Annotated in this window: 18 protein-coding genes; 8 read left to right on the top strand and 10 right to left on the bottom strand. The window is 57.3% G+C overall.

The annotated features are described in order from the left end of the window. The first annotated feature begins 5 nt into the window (after positions 1-5). A complete protein-coding gene (locus FCH38_RS10940) occupies positions 6-1,106 on the top strand; it encodes a glycosyltransferase family 4 protein (RefSeq protein ID WP_174373773.1) in 1,101 nt (366 codons plus the stop codon). Positions 1,107-1,178: 72 nt separating this feature from the next. Here the strand turns inward: FCH38_RS10940 and FCH38_RS10935 are convergent, their stop codons facing one another. The 7 genes from FCH38_RS10935 to FCH38_RS10905 form a co-directional block, all read right to left on the bottom strand. Next, complete coding sequence (locus tag FCH38_RS10935; RefSeq protein ID WP_174373772.1) at positions 1,179-2,384, bottom strand: glycosyltransferase family 4 protein; 1,206 nt, start codon at positions 2,382-2,384, stop codon at positions 1,179-1,181. 74 nt (positions 2,385-2,458) lie between these two features. Next, on the bottom strand, positions 2,459-4,033 hold the full coding sequence (locus FCH38_RS10930) for an O-antigen ligase family protein (protein ID WP_174373771.1): 1,575 nt from the start codon (positions 4,031-4,033) through the stop codon (positions 2,459-2,461). Positions 4,034-4,105: 72 nt separating this feature from the next. Then, positions 4,106-4,765: a hypothetical protein gene (locus FCH38_RS10925; protein ID WP_174374013.1), complete on the bottom strand. Its 660-nt coding sequence runs from the start codon at positions 4,763-4,765 to the stop codon at positions 4,106-4,108. Between the two features lie 10 nt (positions 4,766-4,775). After that, positions 4,776-7,031, bottom strand: coding sequence for a polysaccharide biosynthesis tyrosine autokinase (locus FCH38_RS10920; protein ID WP_174373770.1), 2,256 nt, complete (start codon positions 7,029-7,031; stop codon positions 4,776-4,778). Between the two features lie 130 nt (positions 7,032-7,161). After that, positions 7,162-8,052, bottom strand: coding sequence for a hypothetical protein (locus FCH38_RS10915; RefSeq protein WP_174373769.1), 891 nt, complete (start codon positions 8,050-8,052; stop codon positions 7,162-7,164). A gap of 182 nt (positions 8,053-8,234) precedes the next feature. Further along, a complete protein-coding gene (locus FCH38_RS10910; protein WP_236776593.1) occupies positions 8,235-9,350 on the bottom strand; it encodes an acyltransferase family protein in 1,116 nt (371 codons plus the stop codon). Between the two features lie 150 nt (positions 9,351-9,500). Continuing rightward, positions 9,501-10,829, bottom strand: a complete 1,329-nt coding sequence (locus FCH38_RS10905; RefSeq protein WP_174373768.1) for a hypothetical protein — start codon at positions 10,827-10,829, stop codon at positions 9,501-9,503. Between the two features lie 487 nt (positions 10,830-11,316). Here FCH38_RS10905 and FCH38_RS10900 point away from each other — a divergent pair, with 487 nt between their 5' ends. The 6 genes from FCH38_RS10900 to FCH38_RS10875 all read left to right on the top strand — a co-directional run bounded on the left by FCH38_RS10900 (position 11,317) and on the right by FCH38_RS10875 (position 19,308). Next, positions 11,317-12,540 carry a glycosyltransferase family 4 protein gene (locus FCH38_RS10900; protein WP_174373767.1) on the top strand — a complete coding sequence of 408 codons (1,224 nt, stop codon included), beginning with the start codon at positions 11,317-11,319 and terminating at the stop codon, positions 12,538-12,540. A 73-nt stretch (positions 12,541-12,613) separates the two neighbouring features. Beyond that, complete coding sequence (locus FCH38_RS10895) at positions 12,614-14,086, top strand: lipopolysaccharide biosynthesis protein (RefSeq protein ID WP_153514520.1); 1,473 nt, start codon at positions 12,614-12,616, stop codon at positions 14,084-14,086. Positions 14,087-14,122: 36 nt separating this feature from the next. Then, complete coding sequence (locus FCH38_RS10890) at positions 14,123-15,070, top strand: polysaccharide pyruvyl transferase family protein (RefSeq protein ID WP_153514521.1); 948 nt, start codon at positions 14,123-14,125, stop codon at positions 15,068-15,070. A gap of 207 nt (positions 15,071-15,277) precedes the next feature. Beyond that, a complete protein-coding gene (locus FCH38_RS10885) occupies positions 15,278-16,762 on the top strand; it encodes a lipopolysaccharide biosynthesis protein (RefSeq protein ID WP_153514522.1) in 1,485 nt (494 codons plus the stop codon). Continuing rightward, positions 16,750-18,075 carry a polysaccharide pyruvyl transferase family protein gene (locus FCH38_RS10880; protein WP_153514523.1) on the top strand — a complete coding sequence of 442 codons (1,326 nt, stop codon included), beginning with the start codon at positions 16,750-16,752 and terminating at the stop codon, positions 18,073-18,075. Before FCH38_RS10885 ends, FCH38_RS10880 begins: the two co-directional genes overlap by 13 nt. 9 nt (positions 18,076-18,084) lie before the next feature. Beyond that, the gene (locus tag FCH38_RS10875) at positions 18,085-19,308 is read left to right on the top strand and encodes a glycosyltransferase family 4 protein (protein WP_153514524.1); all 1,224 of its coding nucleotides are present in this window, start codon (positions 18,085-18,087) and stop codon (positions 19,306-19,308) included. A 64-nt stretch (positions 19,309-19,372) separates the two neighbouring features. Here FCH38_RS10875 and FCH38_RS10870 read toward each other — a convergent pair whose 3' ends face one another. The 3 genes from FCH38_RS10870 to FCH38_RS10860 all read right to left on the bottom strand — a co-directional run bounded on the left by FCH38_RS10870 (position 19,373) and on the right by FCH38_RS10860 (position 21,493). Further along, the gene (locus tag FCH38_RS10870; protein WP_149899382.1) at positions 19,373-20,164 is read right to left on the bottom strand and encodes a metallophosphoesterase family protein; all 792 of its coding nucleotides are present in this window, start codon (positions 20,162-20,164) and stop codon (positions 19,373-19,375) included. A 271-nt stretch (positions 20,165-20,435) separates the two neighbouring features. Further along, positions 20,436-21,041: a transglutaminase-like cysteine peptidase gene (locus FCH38_RS10865; RefSeq protein ID WP_149899381.1), complete on the bottom strand. Its 606-nt coding sequence runs from the start codon at positions 21,039-21,041 to the stop codon at positions 20,436-20,438. A 146-nt stretch (positions 21,042-21,187) separates the two neighbouring features. Further along, positions 21,188-21,493, bottom strand: a complete 306-nt coding sequence (locus FCH38_RS10860) for a hypothetical protein (protein WP_174373766.1) — start codon at positions 21,491-21,493, stop codon at positions 21,188-21,190. 318 nt (positions 21,494-21,811) lie between these two features. Between FCH38_RS10860 and FCH38_RS10855 the strand changes: the two genes are divergently transcribed. Then, the gene (locus FCH38_RS10855; RefSeq protein WP_080813864.1) at positions 21,812-22,369 is read left to right on the top strand and encodes an HNH endonuclease; all 558 of its coding nucleotides are present in this window, start codon (positions 21,812-21,814) and stop codon (positions 22,367-22,369) included. The last annotated feature ends 5 nt before the right edge of the window (positions 22,370-22,374 follow it).

Here is a 22,374-nt window from a genome sequence, read left to right as displayed (position 1 = left end):
CCAGGATGCGCATTCTCGTAAACATGCCGAGCCAATATGGCGGCAAGCCGTCCGGCGTCGCCCGTGTAACCTTCAGCCTGCTGGAACGGTTGTTGGACCAGACGCAGGACGACTATATTCTGCGCGCTCCCTGGACGCGGGCGCAGCTGCCTGAAAACCTGCGCGACAGCCGTTTGCAACTGCTGGAGACGCCACGGCCGCGCATCATGGTTCTCGATGTGCTGCGCCAAGCCGCTACGCTGCCCGCACTGTGCCGCCGGCACGATATTGACGTGCTATTCAATGCGGATCCATTTGGAAGTCCTCTCGGCGGCAAACGGCGGGTTACCCTTGTTCACGATCTTTATTTCAAGACCATTCCCGAACAGATCGGTTGGCGGGCAACCTTGACGACCGATTTCATCTTTCGCTTGATGATGGCTGGTTCAGATCGGATCACCTGTGTATCCGAGGCGACACGAAGGGACCTGTCCCACTTTTATCCTGCCGCTGCCGGCAAAAGCCTGACGATCCATTCCGACAGCACGTTGAAGGTCGATCCCGATTCTGCTGGCAGCGCGCGGCCAGTGCCGGGGCCTTATATACTGGCGGTCGGAAACGCGACGTCCAACAAGAATTTTACTCTTCTGGGCCAGGCGTTTGCACGGTTGGGCAAGACAATGCCGGCCCTGCATGTCGTTCATGTCGGCCGTGACGATGCAGAGGAAATCGGCAGCGTGCTGCATGATCCGGAGTTGAAGGCACGGCTGATCCGGCTTTCCGGCATAGATGACCGGCAATTGGCCGAGCTTTACCGCCACGCTGCCTGCCTTTGTGTGCCCTCGACCTATGAAGGTTTTTGCCTGCCGGTGCTGGAGGCGCAGCAACTGGGATGCCCGGTCATCTGCTCCAACCGCTCCGCCACGCCTGAAATCGCCGGCAAGGGCGCTCTCACTTTCGATCCTGCCGATGCTGACAGCCTTGTCGCGGCACTGGAACGACTTTTTCGGGAGCCGGATCTGGTGGGCAATCTTCGCGAGGCGGGTTATGAAAACCGCGCGCTATATTCATGGCGGAACGCGGCGGAGAGCTATGCAACGCTCTTTGATGAGATGTCGCGGCGCTAACAACATGCATTCCTTTCGGATGGGGTGCTGTTCCTGTCGCCGAATAGGTAAAAGCTATCACTCTACCGGTGTTTAGCCACCGGTACGGACGCGCAGATCGGAATAAAGCGTTTCATATGCCGCAACCACCCGCTCGGGTGCTACTCCTTGCGAAATTCTCTCCCTGGTTTCGGGAGACTCCGCAAGGATCGTCGGGTTGCGCATGGCTTCCACCATGCGTGTGGCGAGTTCGCTGGCGTTGCCTGGCGCAAACAGGCGTTCCGGCCTGTCCCGGCCGATCTGTTCGGCGACGCCTGCGAGGTTGGCGCCGATGACGGGTACGCCACACAGAATGGCTTCTGCAACGGTGCGCCCGAAAGCCTCCGGCCACAAGGGCGGTACGATCAGGCAATCTATGCCAGCAAAAAAACTGTCCGCCTCGACATAGCCGGGAAACTCAACGGGAAGACCGATGGTTTTTTGCTGATAGGGACCGATGCCGCCGGGCGCGCGACCGGCCATGACCAGTCGCCAACCCTGTGGCGGCAGCCGCTGCAGAGCGTCGATCAGCAGGTCCGCACCTTTGGGGGCTTCGATGCGGCCGAGATAACCGAAGACAAGCGGTTGTCCACGCGGGCGGGGACTGCGAGCTTTCTGTTGGGCCGGCGGTGGGATGGCGTTCCAGATCACGGCGCGGCGGTCTGCCGGGACATGGGTGAAGAAGCCCGCCTGTACATGGCGCTCGACAATGTCGTGACCGACGCCGGCGACGGCATCGACGGCGCATTGGCAACGGCGGTGCAGATAGGAAAAGGCGCGACATTTCCTGCTGCTGCCATCGCAGATATGCCCGTCGTGAAACAGGGAACCATTTGTGCACATGCTGGTGAAATCATGCAGGGAATGGACGAGCGGGATGCCCCGTCTGCGGATCATCGGCCAGATCAGTGGGGTCAATTCCGACAGCGAATGTGTGTTGACGACGTCCGGGCGAAAATCATCGATGACATGTGCCAGCCGACGCACGAGGCGCGGATCGAGCTGTACGGCGATCTTGTAATATTTTCGCTTCCATCCCGGTTGCCGTTCCCAGTCTCCGATAAAAAACGGCGTGGTGTGCCCGAGGCGATGAATGGCAAAACCATCACGCCGCTCGGCGGCCTGTTGTTCCCGGGAAATGGCAGCTACGGCAACCGTATGTCCCTTGTCCGCCAGTCCGCGCGCAAGGTCTTCCACGAAAATTTCCGCGCCCCCCACCCGGTCCGGAGAAAATAGCGAGGTTATCTGCAATATCCGCATGCTGAAATTCTCGTCTCTGTCTTCAGTTCTACAATCGTTACAGTTACTTGGCATCCAGTAAGTGAACGCGCAGGTCAGCCGCTTTGGTTTCGAAATACCAGGTGTGCCGCTTCGTCGTGCCCCACACGTGCGGGCGTTGAAGGATCGGTTGGACCCTGCCGCTGCCGTCGTCGGCCATCCCGGTCAGTTCCCGGCGAATTGAGGCAAAGTGTGACGATAGGGGCGAGGAAGATGGCATAAGCCATGGCGAAGCCGGGAATCTGCAATGAAAAATCAAGGGTCGAATGCAGTGCGATTAGCAGCAGACCTGCAAGGCCGAGATGGGAAGCGTAACGATAGCTTTTGCGTTTGCGCATCCCGATAATAAAAATGATCAATTGGGCAAGCGCGAAAAAGGCCGCGTAAAACGGGAATGCGGCGCCAAGCGTCAGCAGGCCTTCGGCATAGACATTGTGGGCATGGGTGACGACGGCGTTCACCCCGCATTGGGCCGCGTGATAGGGCGCGTAGGTTTCCGCAAAGCTCGCAAGCCCCGATCCCCAGGGCCAGCTGTCGGCGATGGCACGAGTGATGCCCGGCATGTAACAGAAGCGCATGTCGTCTTCCAGACGTGTCTCCATGCGAAGCGCCACCCGATTGGCAAAAAGCGAGAACAGGCCGACGACCATGGCGAGCATGATCGCCGCCCGGCGCTTGAACCCGCGGCGCCGGCGCCGTGGAGTTGCGCTGCTGTTGGCTCTGGAAGGTGAGTTGAAGACAGTCAGAAGGATAAGGAAAAGCAGCGCTACGAAGCTGGACATGATCCCGGCGCGCGATCCGGTCAGCATCAATGCGATGAAGCAGAGGGCGGCGAGTACGCCGGCAAAGGCTGCCTTGCGGATGAGGCGCTTCTGGTCGGCCGGCACCGTCAGGCGATTTGCCACGAGTGCCCGTACCATGTGCCAGTCCGGAGCCTGCAGCCGTTTGTGAAACAATGAGAAGAGCGCAAGCAGGATGAGACCGAACAGGGTTGCGGCGGTATTGCGATTAACAAAAAGGCCGGTCAGGCTGCCAAGATAGTAGCGTTTTTGAATGAAGCCGAGCATATCCGGAAAAAGCAGAAACTGCACGATCGACCATAGCGCAAGCCAGCCGCCGCCTATTGCGAACCATCGCAATGTTTTTGCCGCGCGCTCGTCAGTATCGAAAATCACAAGGCCGGCCATGAAGGCGCCGAAGGGCAGGGCGGCGCTGAGCAGGCCGAGGCGATCATCCGCCGGGGTGAGCGAGATCGTCGCGGCTGGTGCGATCTGCGTGAACATGGTGGCGGCGGACCATGCCGGGTTGGGCAAGGCAAGGCCTGGCAGGGATGATGCCTGCAGCAATATCTGAACGATGAGCGCGCCCAGCAAAAAGCAGGTCGCTACGAGCGCCTTGCCGGCACCGCCCCGGGGCGGCCCGAAGGCGATGATGGCCGGCACCAGCAGAAGATAAATCGCAAGCGTGACAACGATGCGGCTCTCTATTTCCGTTGCGCCGCGATTGAGAAGCGCGAGCAGAAAAATTGCCCAGAATGCGACCGTGGCGACCGCCCGGAAATAATCGCGAAACACGACCGGTCGTGGGAGTGAGGAGGACAGCGCTTCCGATTGGGTGAGGGTGGGCGTCATGAGTTTTCGTCTTTGTAAGAATTCTTTGTGGTGGCGATGTGCAGAACGTCAAAGCGCGATCGCGTTTTCACGTCACCGCAGCGGCATGGAGCGTTTCACGGTGCCCGCAGGCTCCTGTGGGCAGACATCACGCAGGGTCCAGCGCAGGATTTCTCCTTCCTTGCCGCAGACGATCGCGGTATCCGCGTCTCGCGCCGCCTCGGCCTGCGGCAGGGTCTCCTTTGGAAATTGCCGCCACATGGCGAAGCGCCCGCGTATCAGATTGGCGTCAGCCGGCCCGTAAAGCTGGGAAAAATTCATCAACACGGCTGTCTCCAGGGGCGAGGCGTTGCGCAGCGAGCGAACCATGGCAAGACGCAGCCACACATCGCCATTGGCGGGAAGACAAGAGAGCGCATGACGAATATAGGTTTCGGCAAAGCCTAGACGCGCCGCAGCGGCCTCTGGCGTGACCTTTGCGACACTTGCATCGAGATCAGCCAAAATCAGTCGCAATCCGGCCTTGACGATATCCGAACGGCAGATTTTCTCCGTCACGACCGGATGAAGCTGGCTTACCGTGTTCGCAAGCAGATCGGGTGCCAGGCCGTTTTTGTCGTCGGCAATTCTCGCCATTGCAACGATGTCGGAAAAACGCCGGCTTTCGGAAAATGCCTGGGCTGCGACGGCCAGAACGAATATGGAAATGATAAGGACCGGCACGACCGCAAAGACTTTACGCAGGCGCGTCATACCGTCCTTGTCAGTCATGGTAATAGCGCGTGTAGCGTGAATAATAATATTCGCTCGAGCCATAAGCCCGGTAGAGCTTCAGCTTTTCCGTATCCACTTTGTTGAGAATGACGCCAAGGCATTTTTTGCGGATATGGACTTCGTTTTCGATGGTGTTGCGGACTGCCCTGCGCGCGGTTTTACCCCATTCGGTGACGAAAACGAAACCGTCAATCCGGCCGGCCATCGCCCGTGCATCGACCACCGGACCGAGCGGCGGCAGATCGACGATTATATAATCGAACGCGCCGCTCGCCTCAGCCAGCAATTTGTGCATCTGCGCCGAGGTCAGGAGTTCGGAAGAGTGTGGCACACGTTGCTTGACGACCGTGGGCAGGAAAGCGAGCCCTGTCTTTTCGTCGCGCAGCAGCACATCACGCACATTACGACCTTCCAGCAGGACTTCGAGCAGGCCTTCACCTGCATGGCGACCCAAGGCGCGTGTGGCGCCCGGATTGCGGATATCCGCATCCAGCAGCAAAACCCGCGCGCCCTGTCCGGCCAGAAGCTGTGCCAGATTGATGGAGATGGTTGATTTTCCTTCGCTCGGCAGGGCCGATACGACGCCCACCACCCGTGCGCCGCTTTTCGCGGGAATGCCCAGATCGAGCGCAAGCCGTGTGCTGCGCAGGGTTTCGGCAAAGGAGGATAGCGGGTGATCGACAGCGTAACGGGCAACATTGGACGGGTGGGTGGCGGCGGGGCTGTCCTCCCGACCCTTGGAGAGGACTTCCTCGCCCGGCTTGTTCGGGATGAGTGGCGTATTGCCCAGAAACTCCAGCCCGAGAACATCGCGAACCTGCTCCCCGGTGCGGAAGAAGCGGTCGCGGAATTCGCGGAACATGGCGATGCCGCCGCCAGCGGCTGCCCCCATGATCATGAAAAGCGCCAGGAGCATCGGCTTGTTCGGCTTGCTCGGAATTTTAGGCGGCATTGCCTTGGAGATCACGCGTGCTTCCGTCACGGGGAAGGATTGCTGCTGCATCGCTTCCTGATAACGCTGCAGGAAGGTTTGATACATGTTCTTGTAGGTTTCAGCCTCGCGCTGCAACTCGCGAAGCTGAACCTGGGTCTGGCTGGCCGAATTGCTGACATTGGTGGCTCTGGCAATGCTTGCCTCAAGGGTTTTTTCCCTTGCCTCAGAGACCTCGAGATCGCTTTTGTAACTTTGCGCGATCCGGCTGACTTCCTGGAACATCAGTCGGCGGTATTCCTGCATTTCATTGCGCAGACGCACCGCCTGAACATGGTTTTCGCCAAGCCGACCAGAGATTTCAGCCTCAATTTTTGAGGATTCGAGGTATTTCTTGCGCAGATCATTTGCGACCGAACTATCGAGAATATCGGTGACGACGGCATCAACATCGTCGGTGGCGAGAATGTGTTCGATACGCTGGAACCGTGCGCGCGCTTTGGCCGTGTCTGACTGGGCCAGAATTTGCGCACTGTTCAGTTCCGCCAGTTGCTGGTCGGAAAGCAGGCCGTTATTGCCCGTCTCGATCAGATTGTGTTCGGCACGAAATTTCTGCACGGCCAGATCGGTATCCAGCGCCCGTTGACGCAATTCGGCTATTCGATCGGACAGCCAGTCACTGGCCCGCTTCGTTGCCTCGTATTTGGAATTCAGCTTATCTACGAGATAGGCCGCCGCCACGGCATTGACGATCTGGGCGGCGAGAGCCGGCGATGTTGAATTATAGGTCAGTTCCAGCGCGTAGGTACGGCCGATGCGCTTGACGGAAAGGCTCTGCAACAACTGGTCCGACAGCGCTCTCTTCAGCGTTCCGTCATCGATGACCGTTCCTTTTGCCGGCGAGAACCACTGCGAAACATTGACCAGCGACCGGATCATGCCGAACATCGAGCTCAGAAGTGATGCGCGTGTCGCCCTGAATTCCTGGTTTTCCGTCAGATTGAGACTGTCGACGACGGCGAGCCCGATGGTTTCCGATTGTATGACCTCGACCTGGCTGAGGATCGACGCCTCGTCCTCTATGACGCCACCGATCGTTGAAAGCTGTTCGACGACCTGGCTATTGTTGCGGTCGATCAACAGGGTTGCGCTGGCCGAATAGATCGGAACAGCCGTTGCGGCATAAGCTAGGCCGATTGTTCCGGCGATGGCGATGGTCGCAAGGACAATGCGCCACTGCCGGCGGATCGCTGCCAGAACCGCTTCGATATCGATAAAATCCGCCGTAAAGGCGTTTTTATCATAATCGCTCATCGTCAGGGGATCGTGCCTTTGCAACAACTGTCAGCCTCGCTCTTTTCGGCGAGCATAAAGCCCGCCAAGTCTCGGTTGCATCGTGGGACAGGCGAAGGCCATCCCCGTAACGAGGATGGCAAAGCCAATTTCAGACAGGACTTGTACTGATTGGCGTGGTGGTGCTTCCGGTTGAAACCGTGATGTTGAAGATGGTCGACGTTCCACCGCCACCAGTGCCACCGGTACCGCCACCGCCAACGGGTGCGCTTCCGCCGCCGGCCTGCGCTATGCCTGCCTCGGCGCCCGTGGCCGCCGAGCCGCCGACGCTGTTGCCGCTGGCTGGTGTGGAGCCGGCGCCGCCAATCGGCGAAGCTGCAGCAGCAGCGGCTGCCGGCGCAGCCGGGCCGGCCGCCGTTCCCTCGATATTTTCGCTAAAGGCAATCAGAAGATCGGAGGGCACGCCTGTGCCCTTGGTCTGCAGCTGGATGGCGGCTGCGAGTATCGTGTTGCCCCTCTGCATCGCCGTGGAATAGGCAAGCGCCAGACCTTCACCGACAACTTCGGAGAAATCCTTGTTCGCGACTTTTTGAGCAAGTGAGACGATGGCGGGCAGCTGGCCGGAATCACTTAGAACCAGTGCGGAGAGCTGTTCGGAAAATTGCGCCGCGCTGGTGGAAACCGCGATAACGGGAAAACCGCCCATCACTTTTCCGGTCAGATCCGCAGCGGCGGCATCAGTGCTGGAGGCGATGGCGATCAGATCACCAATCGTTCCAGGCGTTGGAGACTGCTTGAACAGTTCCGCGGCAGAAAGCGTAACCATCTCGGGATTGGTGCCTTGAACGCGACCGAGAAATGCGGCGGTGGTTTCGTCTGCGGCCTTGACGGGGGCTGCAGCAGGAGCACTTTCTGTCGTCGGCGTCTGGGCAACGATCGGTGCTGTTTCAACATTCTGGGCATTGGCCGATACAGAAAAAGCAACCATGCTGGCCATCAACACTGCACCAGCGAGCGTCGAGCCATTACGAGGGCGGGACATCACAACTCTCCAAATTTTTAAAATACGACTTTAAGTAATTTGATGTCGAACATGGTTATCCAACACCTTAAAATTTTCCTTTAAATCGCACAGCCCAAGCAAACGATCAAGTGTTAAAATAGGCTCGGGATATGAACATCTCCCTATCCTTAACGGCCTGGCTGCGGATACCGCCCTTGGTGTCAGGAGGCTGCGACTTTTCGTCGGGGTGTTATCACGTGGTTACGAAGCCATGTGTTCGCGGGTGTTTCGACAAATATATGAAAAGCGTGGGCTATGGCGATGGTACTGACGACGATGACGAAATAGGCGACGTTGTTCCAGCCCGGGGGAAGCGTGAAAACACTCAGAGCAACCTTGAAGCCGAGAAAAATAAAAGGGTGCAACAGGTAGAGCGCATAGGAGGAATCCCCCAGCGCAGCAAGCGGCTGGGCGAAGCGGGGCAGGGCAATCCCCCGCGTCAGGGTTGCTGCCGTCATCAGAAGAATCGCGCCGCCGCCAAAAACGAGTAGTCGGGGAAAAGAATAGCAGCCGGGACCGCAAGCGGGCCCGAACATGTCGACTTCCAGGAGCTTCCAGACTGCAAGGCCACCAATAGCCATCGCGGCGCCGACTATGGGGGGGATGCGTACTCCGCGTAGAAACAGTGTCGCGAGCACCATTCCCGCGACAAACTCCAGAATGATCGGCTGGAACCAGAAGCTGAACGGTAAGGGAAGGTTCAGGGCTGGGCCGATCAGGATAGCGCCGAACAGGATGCTCGATGTCACCAGGACGGCGCGCTCCAGAGACAGGAAGATGAAAGCTGCGAAGACCATATAAAAAAACATCTCGTAGTTCAGCGTCCAGCCGAGGTCGAGAATGGGAAACGGATAGGCGTCACCATATCCAATGGTGTCATAAGGGATAAAAAAATAGGAAGTCAGAATTGCCTGGAGTGACGGAAATGTCTTTACGCCAAGAAAAGCACCTCCCGCCAACACGATAAGCCGCAGTGTCAGCGCGAACCAATATAGAGGAACAATACGCAGAAGTCGGCGCAAAAGAAACGCCGCACTTCCACCCGCGGCCGCAAAATACGGTCTGGAAGCATAAACGATGACGAAGCCGGAGATAACGAAAAAGAGGTCCACCCCAGCACCAAGTCTCAACACATGGAGCGGGAAGAGTGTAAATTCCCAGCTGACATTCGCGTGCAGGCCGACAACCATAGCGGCTGCCACGGCACGCATCATTTGAACGACATCGAGACGTTGCGTCCCCACAGCAGGCGCATTGTTAAATTTTTGCGTCATCATCATCATCATCTGTAAAAAAAGAAAAAAATATATTTGGTATTATTTGTGTCCGCTTGCGCGGACAAAAAGTCATTTATCAAAACAGGCTATCACGCATAAGGTTGGCACGATATATAAAATTTTGCGACTGCGAAATTTCGCCCTCAGCCCTCAGAAAACCTCCAGAACGGTGAGCTGGTCGCTGACGGAGAGCTGGTATTGCCCGCCTTGCTGCGCGATCACCCGCTGGGTCACGGATCCGTCGTCGCTGAAGCGGTGGGCGATGACCTGATTGTGAGGCCTGGTTACGGAAAAGACCGCGAGCCGTTCTGCGGGCGGATTTTCGATCCGGGCCGGCCATTGCCAGCCCCGGATGCCGAGCCACACCGGCACAAGCAGCGCGCCGTCGGGCCTTGCCAGCCGCAACGTCACCCTTTCGGCATCGCTCTGGAGAAAATCGAGGCGCCTTTCCGCCGGGCTGGTTTGCCGCTTCGCCTTGCAAAGCGACAGAAGGGCGCGCACGGCCTCATAAGCGGGCGTTCGGCTCAGATCGTGGCGCAGCAGGCCAAAGGATGATTCCGGGTTTGTCTCATCCTGCGCGAAGCTCGACACCATTTCATAAATATAGGCCCGGCGGATGCGGCTGAGGAAACACCACAAAAGCGCGCGGGGCATGTAGCGCGCCTTGATCCCCTCGGTAACGGGGAAATGGAAGGTCTTCGGCTGCAATGACGTATGGTAGCCGATTTCCGTGGCGAGCACCGGGCGGCCGGGCGTGATATGCGCCGAGGCGGCAATAGATTTGGAAAGCGCCCCCGGCCCGGTCGTTTCGGGATGCTCCATTCCGGCATAGGGGTGAATGTTGCCGTAGTCGCTGACCGCCTGCAGATCCAGCGCCAGTTCCCTGTTCGTCAGGACATAGCTTGGCGCCGCAAGCGGAACGCCGCTGAGGTCGGGCGTCGAGTGGATGATCTCGCGCAGCGCCGTTTGATGCCGGGCCGAAATGCCGGGCGCGTTCGCGGGATCCTTCGTCAGCACCGGTTCATTGCTGCCCTCGAAGAGGGCGATGCCGCCGTCACACCAGTCGTGGAAATCAGCGATCCTGTCGAGCGGCGTGGAAACATAGGGATTGAGATCATCATAACAGATGATGGTAAGGCGAAGGCCGGCCGCCACGATCTGGCGCAGGCGCTGAAAGGCGGGGCTGTTGCGGCTGTCTCTTGCGGTGATCAGTCCCTCATCGCGCAGATGGCGCACGCCCAGCGCCTCAAGTTCAGGCAGGATGCGCTCGAAGGCTTCCGGATAGATGCCCGTCGGGCGAGCGAAATGGCCGCACACGCCCACACTATCGAGAAAGGCTTCCGTATCGGCGGAAAAAACGGACGGGGTCTGTGCGAATGCGGGATAGGAGCCGGTGGCGGCGGCCAATGCGAAAGGTGTTGCCGAGAGCAGGCTGCGCCGTGTCAGGCGGCCCATGGTGATCGGCTGTTTTCCGTTCATCTGTGTCTCCTGATAATCATGGCGGACAGTGCAAAGTGAGGCATGGCTGGGTGGGCGCCGATTAAATGCGGGCGTCGTCTCTCAATATGCTGCGGTTAGAATGTCCTGAAAGCTTCGCGGCGTTTTTTCAGCCGCCATCAAATCCATGTTTGCAAAATAAGAAAATATAAAGCAGTCACCGTTCCAGACAGCATAAACTGCCGCTTTAGTCCGGATATTTCGTATTCAGATGACGTAGCACGGGACCGGCTCTTTTCGCAACACGGGATGACTTTTGTCGCACCGCGAAAAGAAATCACTTGAAATGCCCTCAATTCCCGTGCTTTTTGAAAGTGAATTTTTGGTTATTCATATTTTCAAATGTTAGTTCCGCTCCGGCTTTTGTATTTTTTTACAAATGTCTCACTGGCTCCCGGCACTTCGGGAGCGTGGCAAGGCCAGAGCGGAAGTCATAAATTTTCGATTAAGGAAAATAGAGCGTATCCGCATGCGAATTCTCCATTTGAGCAGTCTTTACCCGCCGCATATTGTCGGCGGATGCGAACGGTCGGTCGAGCACCTTGCCGAGGAACTCGTCTCCATGGGGCATACCGTCGGCGCCGCCTGCATTGAACGGCAGGCGGAGCCCAAAACGGTGCGCAACGGCGTCAGCGTTTACCGCATGTTCCACAATAATGATTTCTGGCTTGAGGACTGGCCTCAACACACGCCGCAGCAAAGGCGTATGCAGAAGATCAGGCAGCAGTGGAATTTCAACGTTGAGAAGCAGTTCGAAGCCGTTCTTGACGATTTCAGGCCGGATGTTCTCAACACCCATTCGCTGCTGGACGTTACCACGCTGGTGTGGCGGGCGGCGCATAGGCGCGGCATTCCGATCGTCCATACGATTTGCGAATATGATCTCCTGTGCGGCAATGCCGCCATGTTCAAGGGCGGAAAACCCTGCGAGCATATCCATCTGGGCTGTCAGGTGGTGAATTTCACCAAGAAATTCACGCAACGTTATATTGGCGCGGTCGCGAGCGTTGGGACGGAAATCCTCAAGACGCATGTCAATCATGGACTGTTCCACCATATTCCCGAAAGCCTGCGACGCATCATCTTCTATTCCTGCACGGTTCCGGAGGGCGATCCGGTCGCCCGCCGGCGGATCGACCGGAGCGGCAAGCCGCTGACCTTTGGCTATATCGGCCGCATCAATACCGAAAAAGGCGTTGGCAACATGGTCGATGCTTTCAGGGAGATCGGCCATGGCAACTGGCGCTGTCTGGTCGCCGGCCAGGCGATGGACGATTCCATCGAGCGTTTTACGAAGCAGGCGGGCGATCTGCCGATCGAATTCATCGGCTGGGCGAAGCCGAAGGAGTTTTTCGAAGAGATTGATGTTCTGATCGTTCCCTCTTTCTGGGCCGAACCTTCGCCGCGCACGATTTATGAGGCCTATGCCATGGGCGTTCCGGTCATCGGCGCGGCCTCGGGCGGTATCCCGGAACTCATCGGCGAGACCAATCACGACTGGCTGTTCGAGCCGGGCAATGCCGCTGACCTTGCCGCGCGCATTCGCCGGGTGCTGACGCTTTCGCGCGAGCAATTGCCGACGGAGGCCGATTTCGGAAATATCGTCGAGGAATCCACCTCACGGCGGGTCGGCGAAAATTATGTGAAGCTCTATGAAGACGTGCTGGCGAAAAGCAAGGCTGCAGCCGCATGACGGGCGTGCGGATGCCACGCGCTGATCTTTCAGCCGCGGGCAGGGCGCCATCCCGTGTTTCCGGGTTTTGCAGATGTTGAAGTTGGACGAAAACGCTCCCCGTCTTGAAAGGCGCTCGGTCACGAGCGCCCTGTGGAGTGCGGTCGGCGGTTATGGCAACGTCTTTCTGTCTTTCGTCGTCTTCCTCATTCTGGCGCGCCTGCTGACGCCGGACGAGTTTGGACTTGTCGCCATCGCAACGGTTTTCGTGGATATCATCCTCGTCATCGCCCGCGGCGGATTGCCGGAGGCGGTGTTGCAGCGACCGGAGCTGGACGAAGACTATGCGGACACGGCTTTCTGGTTTTCACTTTTGTGGGGAGCCGTGTTGTGCGCCTTGCTTTCGCTGGCGGCGCCGTTTCTCGCGGGGCTGTTCGGAATTGCGGAACTCAGCCCGGTCTTGATGGCGCTCTCCACCGTTCTCTTCATCATGGGCGCTGGCACCATCCATGAAGCCCGCCTGCAGCGTGAGTTCGCGTTTCGCAAGCTTGCCATGCGTGCGCTCCTGTCCAATTTTCTCGCCGGTGTGATCGCAATCGCTCTGGCCCTGAATGGTTGGGGCGTATGGGCAATGGTCGTGCAGAGGCTGATCGCCAGTGTTGTGACGACTTGTATGAACTGGATTGCCTGCGGCTGGATTCCGCGTCCGCGTTTCGTCAGAGCCTATGTGGCGGATCAGTGGAGTTTCGGGTCGCGCATCTTTGCGGCAAACTTCCTGATGGGCCTCAATGTCCGCCTGCAGGAGCTTATCGCCGCAACTTTTCTCTCGACCGCGGCCGTGGGGTATATCCGGTTGTCATGGCGGTGCATTGATCTCGTCAGTCAGCTGGCCGTCATTCCCCTGACATCGGTAGCGTTGACGAGTTATGCACGCATCAATGCCGAGAACAAATCCCTCGAAAATGCCTATTTCGGCTTTATCCGGCTGTCGGGCATCATTGCTTTCCCGTGTTTCCTTGGCCTTGCGGCCACGGCGCCGGTTCTTATTCCCGTTACCTTCGGCGAAAACTGGGCCGCCGCCGCACCGGTCACGCAATTATTATGTCTGACGGCTCTGCCGTTTGTCGCTAATTCCTTCGTCTGGCCGCTTCTGACCGCCATCCGGCAGGGCGGTAAAACCCTGTATCTGTCGTTTCTGCAGGTCGTTATCGGCTGTGGGCTCGGTCTTGCCGCTGCGCCTTTCGGCTTGCTGCCGGTTACTCTTGCTCATGTCGTAAGGGCCTATCTGACGTGGCCGGTCGCTTTAGTCAGCGTCCGAAACAGCGCCGGCATTTCGATAGGCGGTACGCTTCGCACCTGCATGTTGCCGCTCATCGCGGCCTTCACCATGGCTGTTCTGGTTAGCGGTCTCTACTGGATGATGGGCGAACGTTTCTCCAAACCGGTAACACTATGCCTGCTGGTCTCGGCAGGGGCGGTGATCTATCCGGCTCTGCTTTTTGTCACGATGCCCGGGGACATAAGGGGGGTGCTCAAAGAGGCCAGGGCGCTTTTTTCACGAAAATGAAATTGCAGAACGACTTAATTTCAGGACGAGGTTCCAATGAAGACGATTACCATTCTCGATACAACCGTAGCCTCGGACAATCTCGGCGATCAGATCATTCTCGATGCCGTCAAGGATGTGCTGCTTGAGGTTGTTCCTCAAGCTTATCCCTATCATGTGGCGACCCATGAATATATGACGAACGTCTCGAAGTCGCTGCTGCGCAAGAGCGAAGCTGCCTTTGTTGCCGGCACCAATATTCTCGCATCGAACATGGAGGCCCGCGTGTTGTGGAAGTTGCTACCGTGGGATGCCTTCGCCTTCCGGGAGACTGTTCTGCTCGGCTGCGGCTGGATGAACTACATGAAACAGCCGAACGCCTATTCGCGCTGGATTCTGAAAAAAATTCTGTCGGATGAATTCACGCATGCGGTGCGCGACAATTACACCGCCGAAAAACTCAGGTCCCTCGGCAAAAAGGTTCTGAACACCTCTTGCCCGACCATGTGGGGGCTTGATCCGGACCATTGCAAGTCCATTCCCACTGCCAAGGCCTCTTCCGTTGTTACAACGCTGACCTTCTACCTCAATCGCCAGGAGGAGGACAAAAAGATGATTGAAATTCTGAAGGATCGTTACGACACCGTCTATTTCTGGCCGCAGCAGCGTGAAGATGCGGCCTATCTGGCTTCCATGAATATTTCCGGGCTGAAGTTTATCGATCCGACGCTCGCCGCCTATAACCACTTTCTTGACAATGAGGATGTGGATTTCGTCGGGACGCGCCTGCATGGCGGTATCCGCGCAATGCAGAAATTCCGCCGCGCCCTGATCGTCAAAGTCGATAATCGAGCTACGGAAATTTCCAAGGATACCGGTCTGCCGACCATGGACCGCAAGGATTTCGACAGCATGTCGAACTGGATTGCCGGCAGCGAGCCACCGCCGATAAAGTTGCCGGTGGAGGCAATCGACACTTGGAAACGGCAATTCAGGAGAGCCTGAAACCTCAACACTGGGGTTCTGGTGAATTGCCGGGAACGCGGATTACAGGCGGGCAATGGATTTGTCCGCCGCCAGATACTCTTCGAGGAAAACGGTGGCGGAAGACAGTATGGGTAAAGCCCGTCTTCTCATCTGGAGCTCCGATCGTTTTCTGATCCTGATGAAGGCCGTTTGGTCGCGGCCAGCTTTGAAACTGGTGGTCAACTGATGTCGGAATCCAATTCCATAGGCAGCGCCGCTATCAGAGGTATTTTTTGGTCCATCGTCCAGAACTGGGGTGGAAAGCTCTTTACCTCGGTTCTTTTCATTGTTCTTGCCCGTTTTCTTAGTCCCACCGATTACGGCATGGTTGCGGCGGCAGGGCTGGTTCTGATGTTGATTCAGCTGGTCTCCGAATTCGGATTTGCCGACGCCATCGTGCAGAAGCGCAATCTTGAGCCGAGTGACATCAACCTGCCATTTTACGTGTCGGTGGCCGTCGCGACGGTGTTTGTGGTTGCTGTCTGGCTGCTGTCTCCGAGGCTGGAAAGCTGGTTCGAGGTTGAGGGGCTCGCGCCGATCATCATTGCGGTTTGCCTGTTGCTGCCGTTAAACACGGCTTCCCTCTTTCAGGAATTAAATTATCGGCGGGCGCTTGCCTTCAAGCCTCTGGCGATCAGGACTTTCATTTCCAACATTCTCGGTGGCGGCGCAGCGATTATATTCGCGATCGCGGGGCTTGGTGTCTGGAGCCTCGTCGTTCAGGGTTATGTTGCAACCATCGTCACGTTGATCTGGCTCTGGCGAAAACCCTACTGGCTTCCAGGAACGACGCTGAAGCCCGACACATTTATCCAGCTGCTTCGGTTCGGTTCATCCGCTCTGGGTCTGCGCATCGTTGACTTTGGCTCCACCCGTCTGATCGATGTCATGATCCTCGGACATTACGGCGTGGCTCTCTTCGGGCTCTATACCGTTGGCAGCCGCCTCTATCAGCTTCTGATGCAGTTGCTTCAGGCGGCACTTTATGACGTCTCGTTGACGGTCCTTTCGCGCATATCGCATGAGCGAGAGCGCATGGCGGAACTATATAAACAGTCGATCACGATATCGGCGATTGTTTCGACTCCCATCTTCGTGCTTTCGGCAGCATTGGCGCCGGAAATATGCAGCGTATTGTTTGGCGCCCGCTGGCAGGGGGCGGACGAGGTTGCGCAGCCGCTTCTTCTCCTCGGCGCATTGCAATGCGTTCAGTTTCAGAACGGGCCTTTTCTCTCCGCGCGGGGAAGACCGGACAGGGTGTTGATTGCCGGAAGCGTGAAGGCGATTTCGACCATTCTCCTCATTCTGTTGGTCCCTGCGGACAGTATCGGGGCAATGGTCATTCTTTATGTTTTCGGGCAGCTGACCTCCACGCCGTTCACGTTTTTTTATGTCGCACGTGAGCTTGGGGTTCGGCTTCTCAAGATATTTCTCCTGCTTCTGCCCAGCTTTGCCTCCTGCGCCTTCTGCTTTCTTCTGGTGCAGTGGATGCGCCCTGAAGTCAAAGCTCTGGGGGCGGGGGAGTTCATATCGGGAATGCTCCTCGGGTCCATATTCGCCCTTGCATATCTTCTGCTCATGGCCCTGACCGCAAGGAATGAGGCCAGGCGTGTCGTCAGGCTTGTCACGGGCAAAATCTTCTCTCGAAAGGAAGGCAAATGCGCAAGCTGATAAAAAGACTGCTGCCGACCCCGCTGCGTCAAAGGCTGGTGGCGTATAATGAGCGGCGCAACAGGGATATTGCGCTTCGGCAATTCTTTAACGACCTGCAGGAACAAAAGCGCCGGATAAGGCCTGTCAACGCCGGCGATCGGCCGAAACGGCTTCTGATCGTGACCGGAGACCCCGTGACCGTTTTAGGTTCGGTTGGTGATGACGCGATGATCACGGCCACGCTGCAACAAGCGCGTTCAAGCAATCCGAATGTGGAAGTGGATATTCTTGTCGAAGGATCCGAATTCATCGGTCCCGTTTTTCAGCGGGGTTTTTCTCCTGTCGATATCTTCGGCAGGGCCGATTTCATAGGGGCCTTGGTGGAGCAGTTCTCGGCACGAAACTATGATTGCGTTGTCGTCATCGGCGCTGATGTCATGGACGGGTACTATCAACCGCTGATGAGTGCAAAACTTCTTGCCAGCGCTGACCTCGCTGCCGCCGCCGGGATCAGCAGCGTGATCCTTGGTTTCAGTTTCAATGACAAGCCGCATCCCGCTCTGGCCATGTTTTATCGCTCTCTTCACCCGGCAGTTTCGCTCAATGTGCGCGATGCCGTTTCTCTTGATCGCCTGAAGTCCTTTGCAAAGACCAATGCGGCACTCGTTGCCGATTCCGCGTTCAGCCTCGTCCCATCCGAGCCTGATGAGAGCACAAGTTCATGGATCGCGCGAAAGCGTGCCGAAGGATACAGGGTGATGGGTTTCAATCTGCATCCCATGCTGTTCAAAAATGCCGATCGCTTACAGATTGAGACAATCGTCAGGCGCGGGGCGGAAGCCCTGCAATCTGTTGCCGATGAAAGGCCGGTATGCTGGCTGCTTATCCCGCATGATTACCGCGAGGGCTTCGGCGATCAGGTATGCCTGAAGGCCATTGCCGGGCTTATGCCCGCAGCACTCGGTGACAGGGTTCGATATCTGGATGGCGAATGGGCTGCGCCGTTTCTGAAGGGTGTTGCGGGGCAACTTGACGGCCTCGTCAGTGGCCGCATGCATCTTGCAATTGCCGCACTCGGCAAAGGTGTCCCTGTCATATGTATCGCTTATCAGGGAAAGTTCGAGGGGCTGTATCAGCATTTTGATCTGCCAGTAGACGATCTTCTTTCGCCGGCTGCCTTTTACACTGAAGACGGCATCAAGCGCGCCTTGATCGATTTTGTCGACCGAGTGGATGACGTCGGTGAAAAGGTGAAGAGGAAACTGCCAGATGTTCTTGCGCTTTCGCAAAAGAACTTCCAGCTGTTTGACGTATTCTCCGGTCGACCTTGAGATATCGATATGAGGGTCGCTTTCGTCTCAGCCATTCCCGCTGTACCTGCAAATGCCGGCAATCGCAGCAGGATATTGCAACTCACCCGCGCGGTGCGGTCGCTCGGCCATGACGTGCATTTCGTTTATATCGATACTCCGATAATAGACGATTTCGATCCCGCCGCTCATGAGGTTGAATTCGGGTCCGGCCATCTGCATTTTGTGTCCCGAAAGCGGGACAGCCTGAATGAGCGGTTTGCCGAGGACCCGGCTTTCGAAGTTGGATTGACCGTATTTCGGGCGGTTCGGAAGATTTACCGAGTACTTGGCCGCGACAGAGGGTTCTACAATTACCTCGATGAATTTTATTATCCGGAAATAGGCCGGCAGATACGGGATGTTCAGCGCCGGCTGGGGGTCGATGCGGTCATCGTGGAATATGCATTTCATTCACGGGCGTTCAGGGGGCTGCCGGCGAATGTGCTTCGCATTCTCGATACGCACGACTCCTTTGCTGATCGTCACAGGGCGTTCGTTAAGACCGCCAACAAATATGGATACTGGTTCTCGGTTCCGCCGAAGGCGGAACGCAAGGCCTTTCGTCGCGCCGATGTCGTTCTTTCCATCCAGGAAGAAGAAGAGCGGATATTCAGGCAGCTGCTCGGAAATGAAAGGCCGACCGTTACGACCGTCAGCCATATTCTCGATCTCAATCAACGAGTGGAAGACTTTACGTCGGACGATTTTCTATTTCTCGGTTCCGGCAATGATGCCAATGCCATTTCCCTCAACGGCTTCCTTCAGAATGTCTTGCCTTTGATCAGGGCTGCGCGGCCGGATATCCGGCTGGTTTTGGCGGGCAGCATATGCAACAGGATCGAAGACAGGGAAGGCGTTCTCAAGCTTGGTCGTGTCGATAATCTGAAAGATGCTTTTTCGCGCGCGCCGCTGTCGATCAATCCGATTACGCTGGGCACGGGCATCAACATAAAACTGCTCGACGCTCTGGCGGCAGGTGTTCCAACGGTGAGCACCCAAACAGGCGCGAGGGGCCTTTCGGAGCACTATCGCAACGGCGTGATCGTCGTCGATGATGATGACCATCAGGGTTTTGCCAATGCGGTCCTGTTGCTTGCCTCCAGCCAGCAGCAGCGATGGGAACTGGGAGACAGGGCGTTCAGCGACGCCGTTGAATGGAAACGCCAGCAAATGGCGGCGCTTGGCAATATTCTGGACTTCAAACGGGATTGATTGCTCGAAAGGCCGAAGATCGAGATTTTGAGGCCCGTTGATTTATGGTCTGCCGGTGACCGAGTCAGACAATCAATTGCGGGCCGGCATCTGAAAGCTTCAGGATCGTTAGCTTGCCCGTCGTGAAGGCGCCGGTGTCGATACCGATCCGTTGCGGGCCGGTCTGCGGTTCTGGGGCCGGCGTGTGGCCATGAATGACAAGGAGGTCGAGGCCAGCTCCCTGCGACAGGAATGGCTCCCTGATCCACAACATGTCCTCATCGGTCTGCGTATCCAGTGGCAGTCCTGGCCGGAAGCCGGCATGCACGAAAATATAAGGTCCGATGCGGGCATAGACCGGCAGGCTGGATAAAAGCTGGCGGTGGGTCAGCGGAATCGCGCCGATCAATGCATCCCTGAAAGGCTGGAGCCGCAAGCGGCCCTTGTGCATGAAATAATCGATATCGACGCCATAGGACAACAGTGTCTGGCGGCCACCGAAATCCAGCCAGTGCATGTTGTCCTGCGGGTTTTCGAGAAAGTCGCTGAACAGCTGCTCGTGATTGCCACACAGCGCGATACGGCGCAGTGGCGCCGGCGGCGGCTGCAGAAGATGGTCTATGACACCACAGGAATTCTGTCCGCGGTCGACATAGTCCCCGACGAGAACGACCAGAGCGGGAGAGGGGTCAGGAGCCAGATCCGCAAGGATTTTCTGTTCCGCCTGTAAAAGCAGGTTGAGACAACCGTGCACATCACCAATGGCATAGATCGGAAAGGAGGCGGGCTTGTCGCCAAGGTCCAGCCTGCGGCGCCTCCGGTCGTCACGGGGGGCTGGCTGTTTACGACCGCGAATCCAGTTGAGCACCTTGGGCATAGCTGCCGATACTGTCTCTCCGCTACAAGGTCAAGCGTGTTGACTGTGGCGGCCGTACGGCCTCCTGAGGCTAGGCCGTTAGGAGGTTCAGGTCTCTGTAAATGGTCCTCTGAAGCGCCGCGTCGGTGGCGTTTTTCCAGTCGAGGACGCTTCGATATGAGAGGACAGCATAGCCTCTTTCAGATTCGAAAGATATGACGCCTTAAATTGCCGGTCGAGCGCGCGTCTGGTCTCGCGAAACGAGGGGACGCGCAGCTTTGCTGAAGACGTTCTAGAGCTTCAGCCAGACGCGCGGGTTTTCGTGCGACTGTATCTTGATCCATTTCAGATCCACCGCTTTCCACGGCTTGACGACATTGGTGCGATTGTCCAGCACCAGATCACCCTGGGTCGTGCTGACGACCAGAACCGCATGGCCGATACCGTTCGGGGTGCGGGCTGTGGCGATGCGAAGCGCACCCGATGGCCAGCCGGCACGCAGCAGGCGTTGTCGCTTGGTCACGGCGTAGTCGTCGCAGTCACCGCTTGCCGGATTGAGCTTCCACTCATCTTGCCCCTCCAGCTCGCCGACATAGACGATCGCGGTGTTGATCTCGGAGTTGATGCGCTGCAATTCCGTGCGCTTCTGTTTCGTCAGCTCGATCGTATCACGATCGCCAATGCGGACGCACTGGTCGGCGGCATTGTCGCAGAATTTGGCAAAGGCGATGGGCGCGATGGTGGGGCGGCTTGTTGACATGAACTGGCCGGGCCGCGCTGTAACCGGGTTCTTGGCGAGACCACCAAGCTGAACGGCCGATGCCGTCGTCGCGATGCTTGCCGCCATGCCGACGGCGACTGCCAAAGTCTTTACAAGACGGCCTGTTCTCTTCGCCATGTCCCTGCCCCTGCACAGTTGTTTTATCTGTGCCTGAACATACCGGCCCTTTCTTGCAGGCCGTTTAAGTCGATAGATTGCTTTTTAGTGAAATCGAATTTTGTTGCCGGTGGAGGAAGCCGACCGGGAGAGCGGCGCAGTGGCGTTCAGTTGCAGCGGGTTCTGCCCTCGGTGTCTGTAAGGCATGTTTGTTGCGGCGCGCGGCTTCTATAGTCGCGCCGCGCGTCTGATGATGAGCGGCGGTTTGTCGGCGGCCGGTCATAGTTGCGTTCGATTTCAAAATTGCGGCCGCCGATCGTGCCCTGCGCACCACCGCGACCATCCGGGGTGACTTCGAAATTCTGATATTGCTGCGCATGGGCCAATGCGGCCAGACTTATCGTAAGGACAAACAGGCCGGTTGCCAGTCCGGTTCGCAACGCTGCCGGTGGATGATGCCTGCGCGAGACCATGCGTTTTCCTCCTGCTGGTGGAGCGACCGATAGGTGTCCGAACGGGATGTGCGCGCCGCTTTCTCGGTCGCGATAATCATATCACCAATGGCGCAACAAGCGTGAGACCGATTCGTGACCGGGAGCGGCGAATCGCTGTTCACGCGGTTGTCAGGCGGCAAGCCGTCGGGCGGACTGTCGCAAGGTCTTCAGGAACATAAAAGAGCCTTTTTCCCGCTGAAAAATTAAGCTCTTCTCCGCTGCATTTATAGGCTTCACAATCCTGTAACAACGGACCTAATATACATGTGCAGATGCCGAATCGCTCAGGAGAAGCCCTTGACGATTGCAGTTTCACCACAGGCCCTGCCGGCGCTCGTTCTGAACGCAGACTACAGGCCACTGAGTTATTATCCCTTGTCGTTGTGGTCCTGGCAGGACGCGATCAAGGCTGTCTTTCTAGACCGTGTGAACATCATCGCGGAATATGATCACGCGGTATCGTCCCCCAGCTTTTCCATGCGGCTGCCGAGCGTCGTCAGCCTCAAGACCTATGTGCAGCCCACCCGCAACCCCGCCTTCACGCGCTTCAACGTTTTCCTTCGGGACAAGTTCGAATGCCAATATTGCGGCACGCGGGACGAATTGACCTTCGACCACGTGATCCCCCGCGCGCATGGCGGTGAAACCACGTGGCACAATGTCGTGGCGGCGTGCTCTCCCTGCAACCTTAGAAAAGGCAGCAAGCTTCCCAAACAGGCGGGCATGTTCCCGGCGCAGAAGCCCTTTCAGCCGACGGTTCAGGATTTGCACAATAATGGGCGGTTGTTCCCGCCCAACTATCTGCACGAAAGCTGGATGGACTATCTTTACTGGGATACCGAGCTGCAGCCCTGATCTTC

Origin of the sequence: Agrobacterium tumefaciens (assembly GCF_013337285.1) — a bacterium.
In the GTDB taxonomy this organism is placed as follows: Bacteria; Pseudomonadota; Alphaproteobacteria; order Rhizobiales; family Rhizobiaceae; genus Agrobacterium; species Agrobacterium burrii.
Note: the sequence above shows the minus strand (reverse complement) of the source record. Positions and strands in the feature narration are given on the sequence as shown.

Excerpts from the sequence above, each read along its gene's own strand:
- FCH38_RS10925 (WP_174374013.1), bottom strand. The coding sequence starts at position 4,765 with ATGACGCGCCTGCGTAAAGTCTTTGCGGTCGTGCCGGTCCTTATCATT.
- FCH38_RS10885 (WP_153514522.1), top strand. The coding sequence starts at position 15,278 with ATGTCGGAATCCAATTCCATAGGCAGCGCCGCTATCAGAGGTATTTTT.
- FCH38_RS10940 (WP_174373773.1), top strand. The coding sequence starts at position 6 with ATGCGCATTCTCGTAAACATGCCGAGCCAATATGGCGGCAAGCCGTCC.
- FCH38_RS10910 (WP_236776593.1), bottom strand. The coding sequence starts at position 9,350 with ATGATGACGCAAAAATTTAACAATGCGCCTGCTGTGGGGACGCAACGT.
- FCH38_RS10935 (WP_174373772.1), bottom strand. The coding sequence starts at position 2,384 with ATGCGGATATTGCAGATAACCTCGCTATTTTCTCCGGACCGGGTGGGG.
- FCH38_RS10905 (WP_174373768.1), bottom strand. The coding sequence starts at position 10,829 with ATGAACGGAAAACAGCCGATCACCATGGGCCGCCTGACACGGCGCAGC.
- FCH38_RS10880 (WP_153514523.1), top strand. The coding sequence starts at position 16,750 with ATGCGCAAGCTGATAAAAAGACTGCTGCCGACCCCGCTGCGTCAAAGG.
- FCH38_RS10920 (WP_174373770.1), bottom strand. The coding sequence starts at position 7,031 with ATGAGCGATTATGATAAAAACGCCTTTACGGCGGATTTTATCGATATC.
- FCH38_RS10865 (WP_149899381.1), bottom strand. The coding sequence starts at position 21,041 with ATGGCGAAGAGAACAGGCCGTCTTGTAAAGACTTTGGCAGTCGCCGTC.
- FCH38_RS10900 (WP_174373767.1), top strand. The coding sequence starts at position 11,317 with ATGCGAATTCTCCATTTGAGCAGTCTTTACCCGCCGCATATTGTCGGC.
- FCH38_RS10930 (WP_174373771.1), bottom strand. The coding sequence starts at position 4,033 with ATGACGCCCACCCTCACCCAATCGGAAGCGCTGTCCTCCTCACTCCCA.
- FCH38_RS10915 (WP_174373769.1), bottom strand. The coding sequence starts at position 8,052 with ATGTCCCGCCCTCGTAATGGCTCGACGCTCGCTGGTGCAGTGTTGATG.
- FCH38_RS10875 (WP_153514524.1), top strand. The coding sequence starts at position 18,085 with ATGAGGGTCGCTTTCGTCTCAGCCATTCCCGCTGTACCTGCAAATGCC.
- FCH38_RS10895 (WP_153514520.1), top strand. The coding sequence starts at position 12,614 with ATGTTGAAGTTGGACGAAAACGCTCCCCGTCTTGAAAGGCGCTCGGTC.
- FCH38_RS10860 (WP_174373766.1), bottom strand. The coding sequence starts at position 21,493 with ATGGTCTCGCGCAGGCATCATCCACCGGCAGCGTTGCGAACCGGACTG.
- FCH38_RS10870 (WP_149899382.1), bottom strand. The coding sequence starts at position 20,164 with ATGCCCAAGGTGCTCAACTGGATTCGCGGTCGTAAACAGCCAGCCCCC.
- FCH38_RS10890 (WP_153514521.1), top strand. The coding sequence starts at position 14,123 with ATGAAGACGATTACCATTCTCGATACAACCGTAGCCTCGGACAATCTC.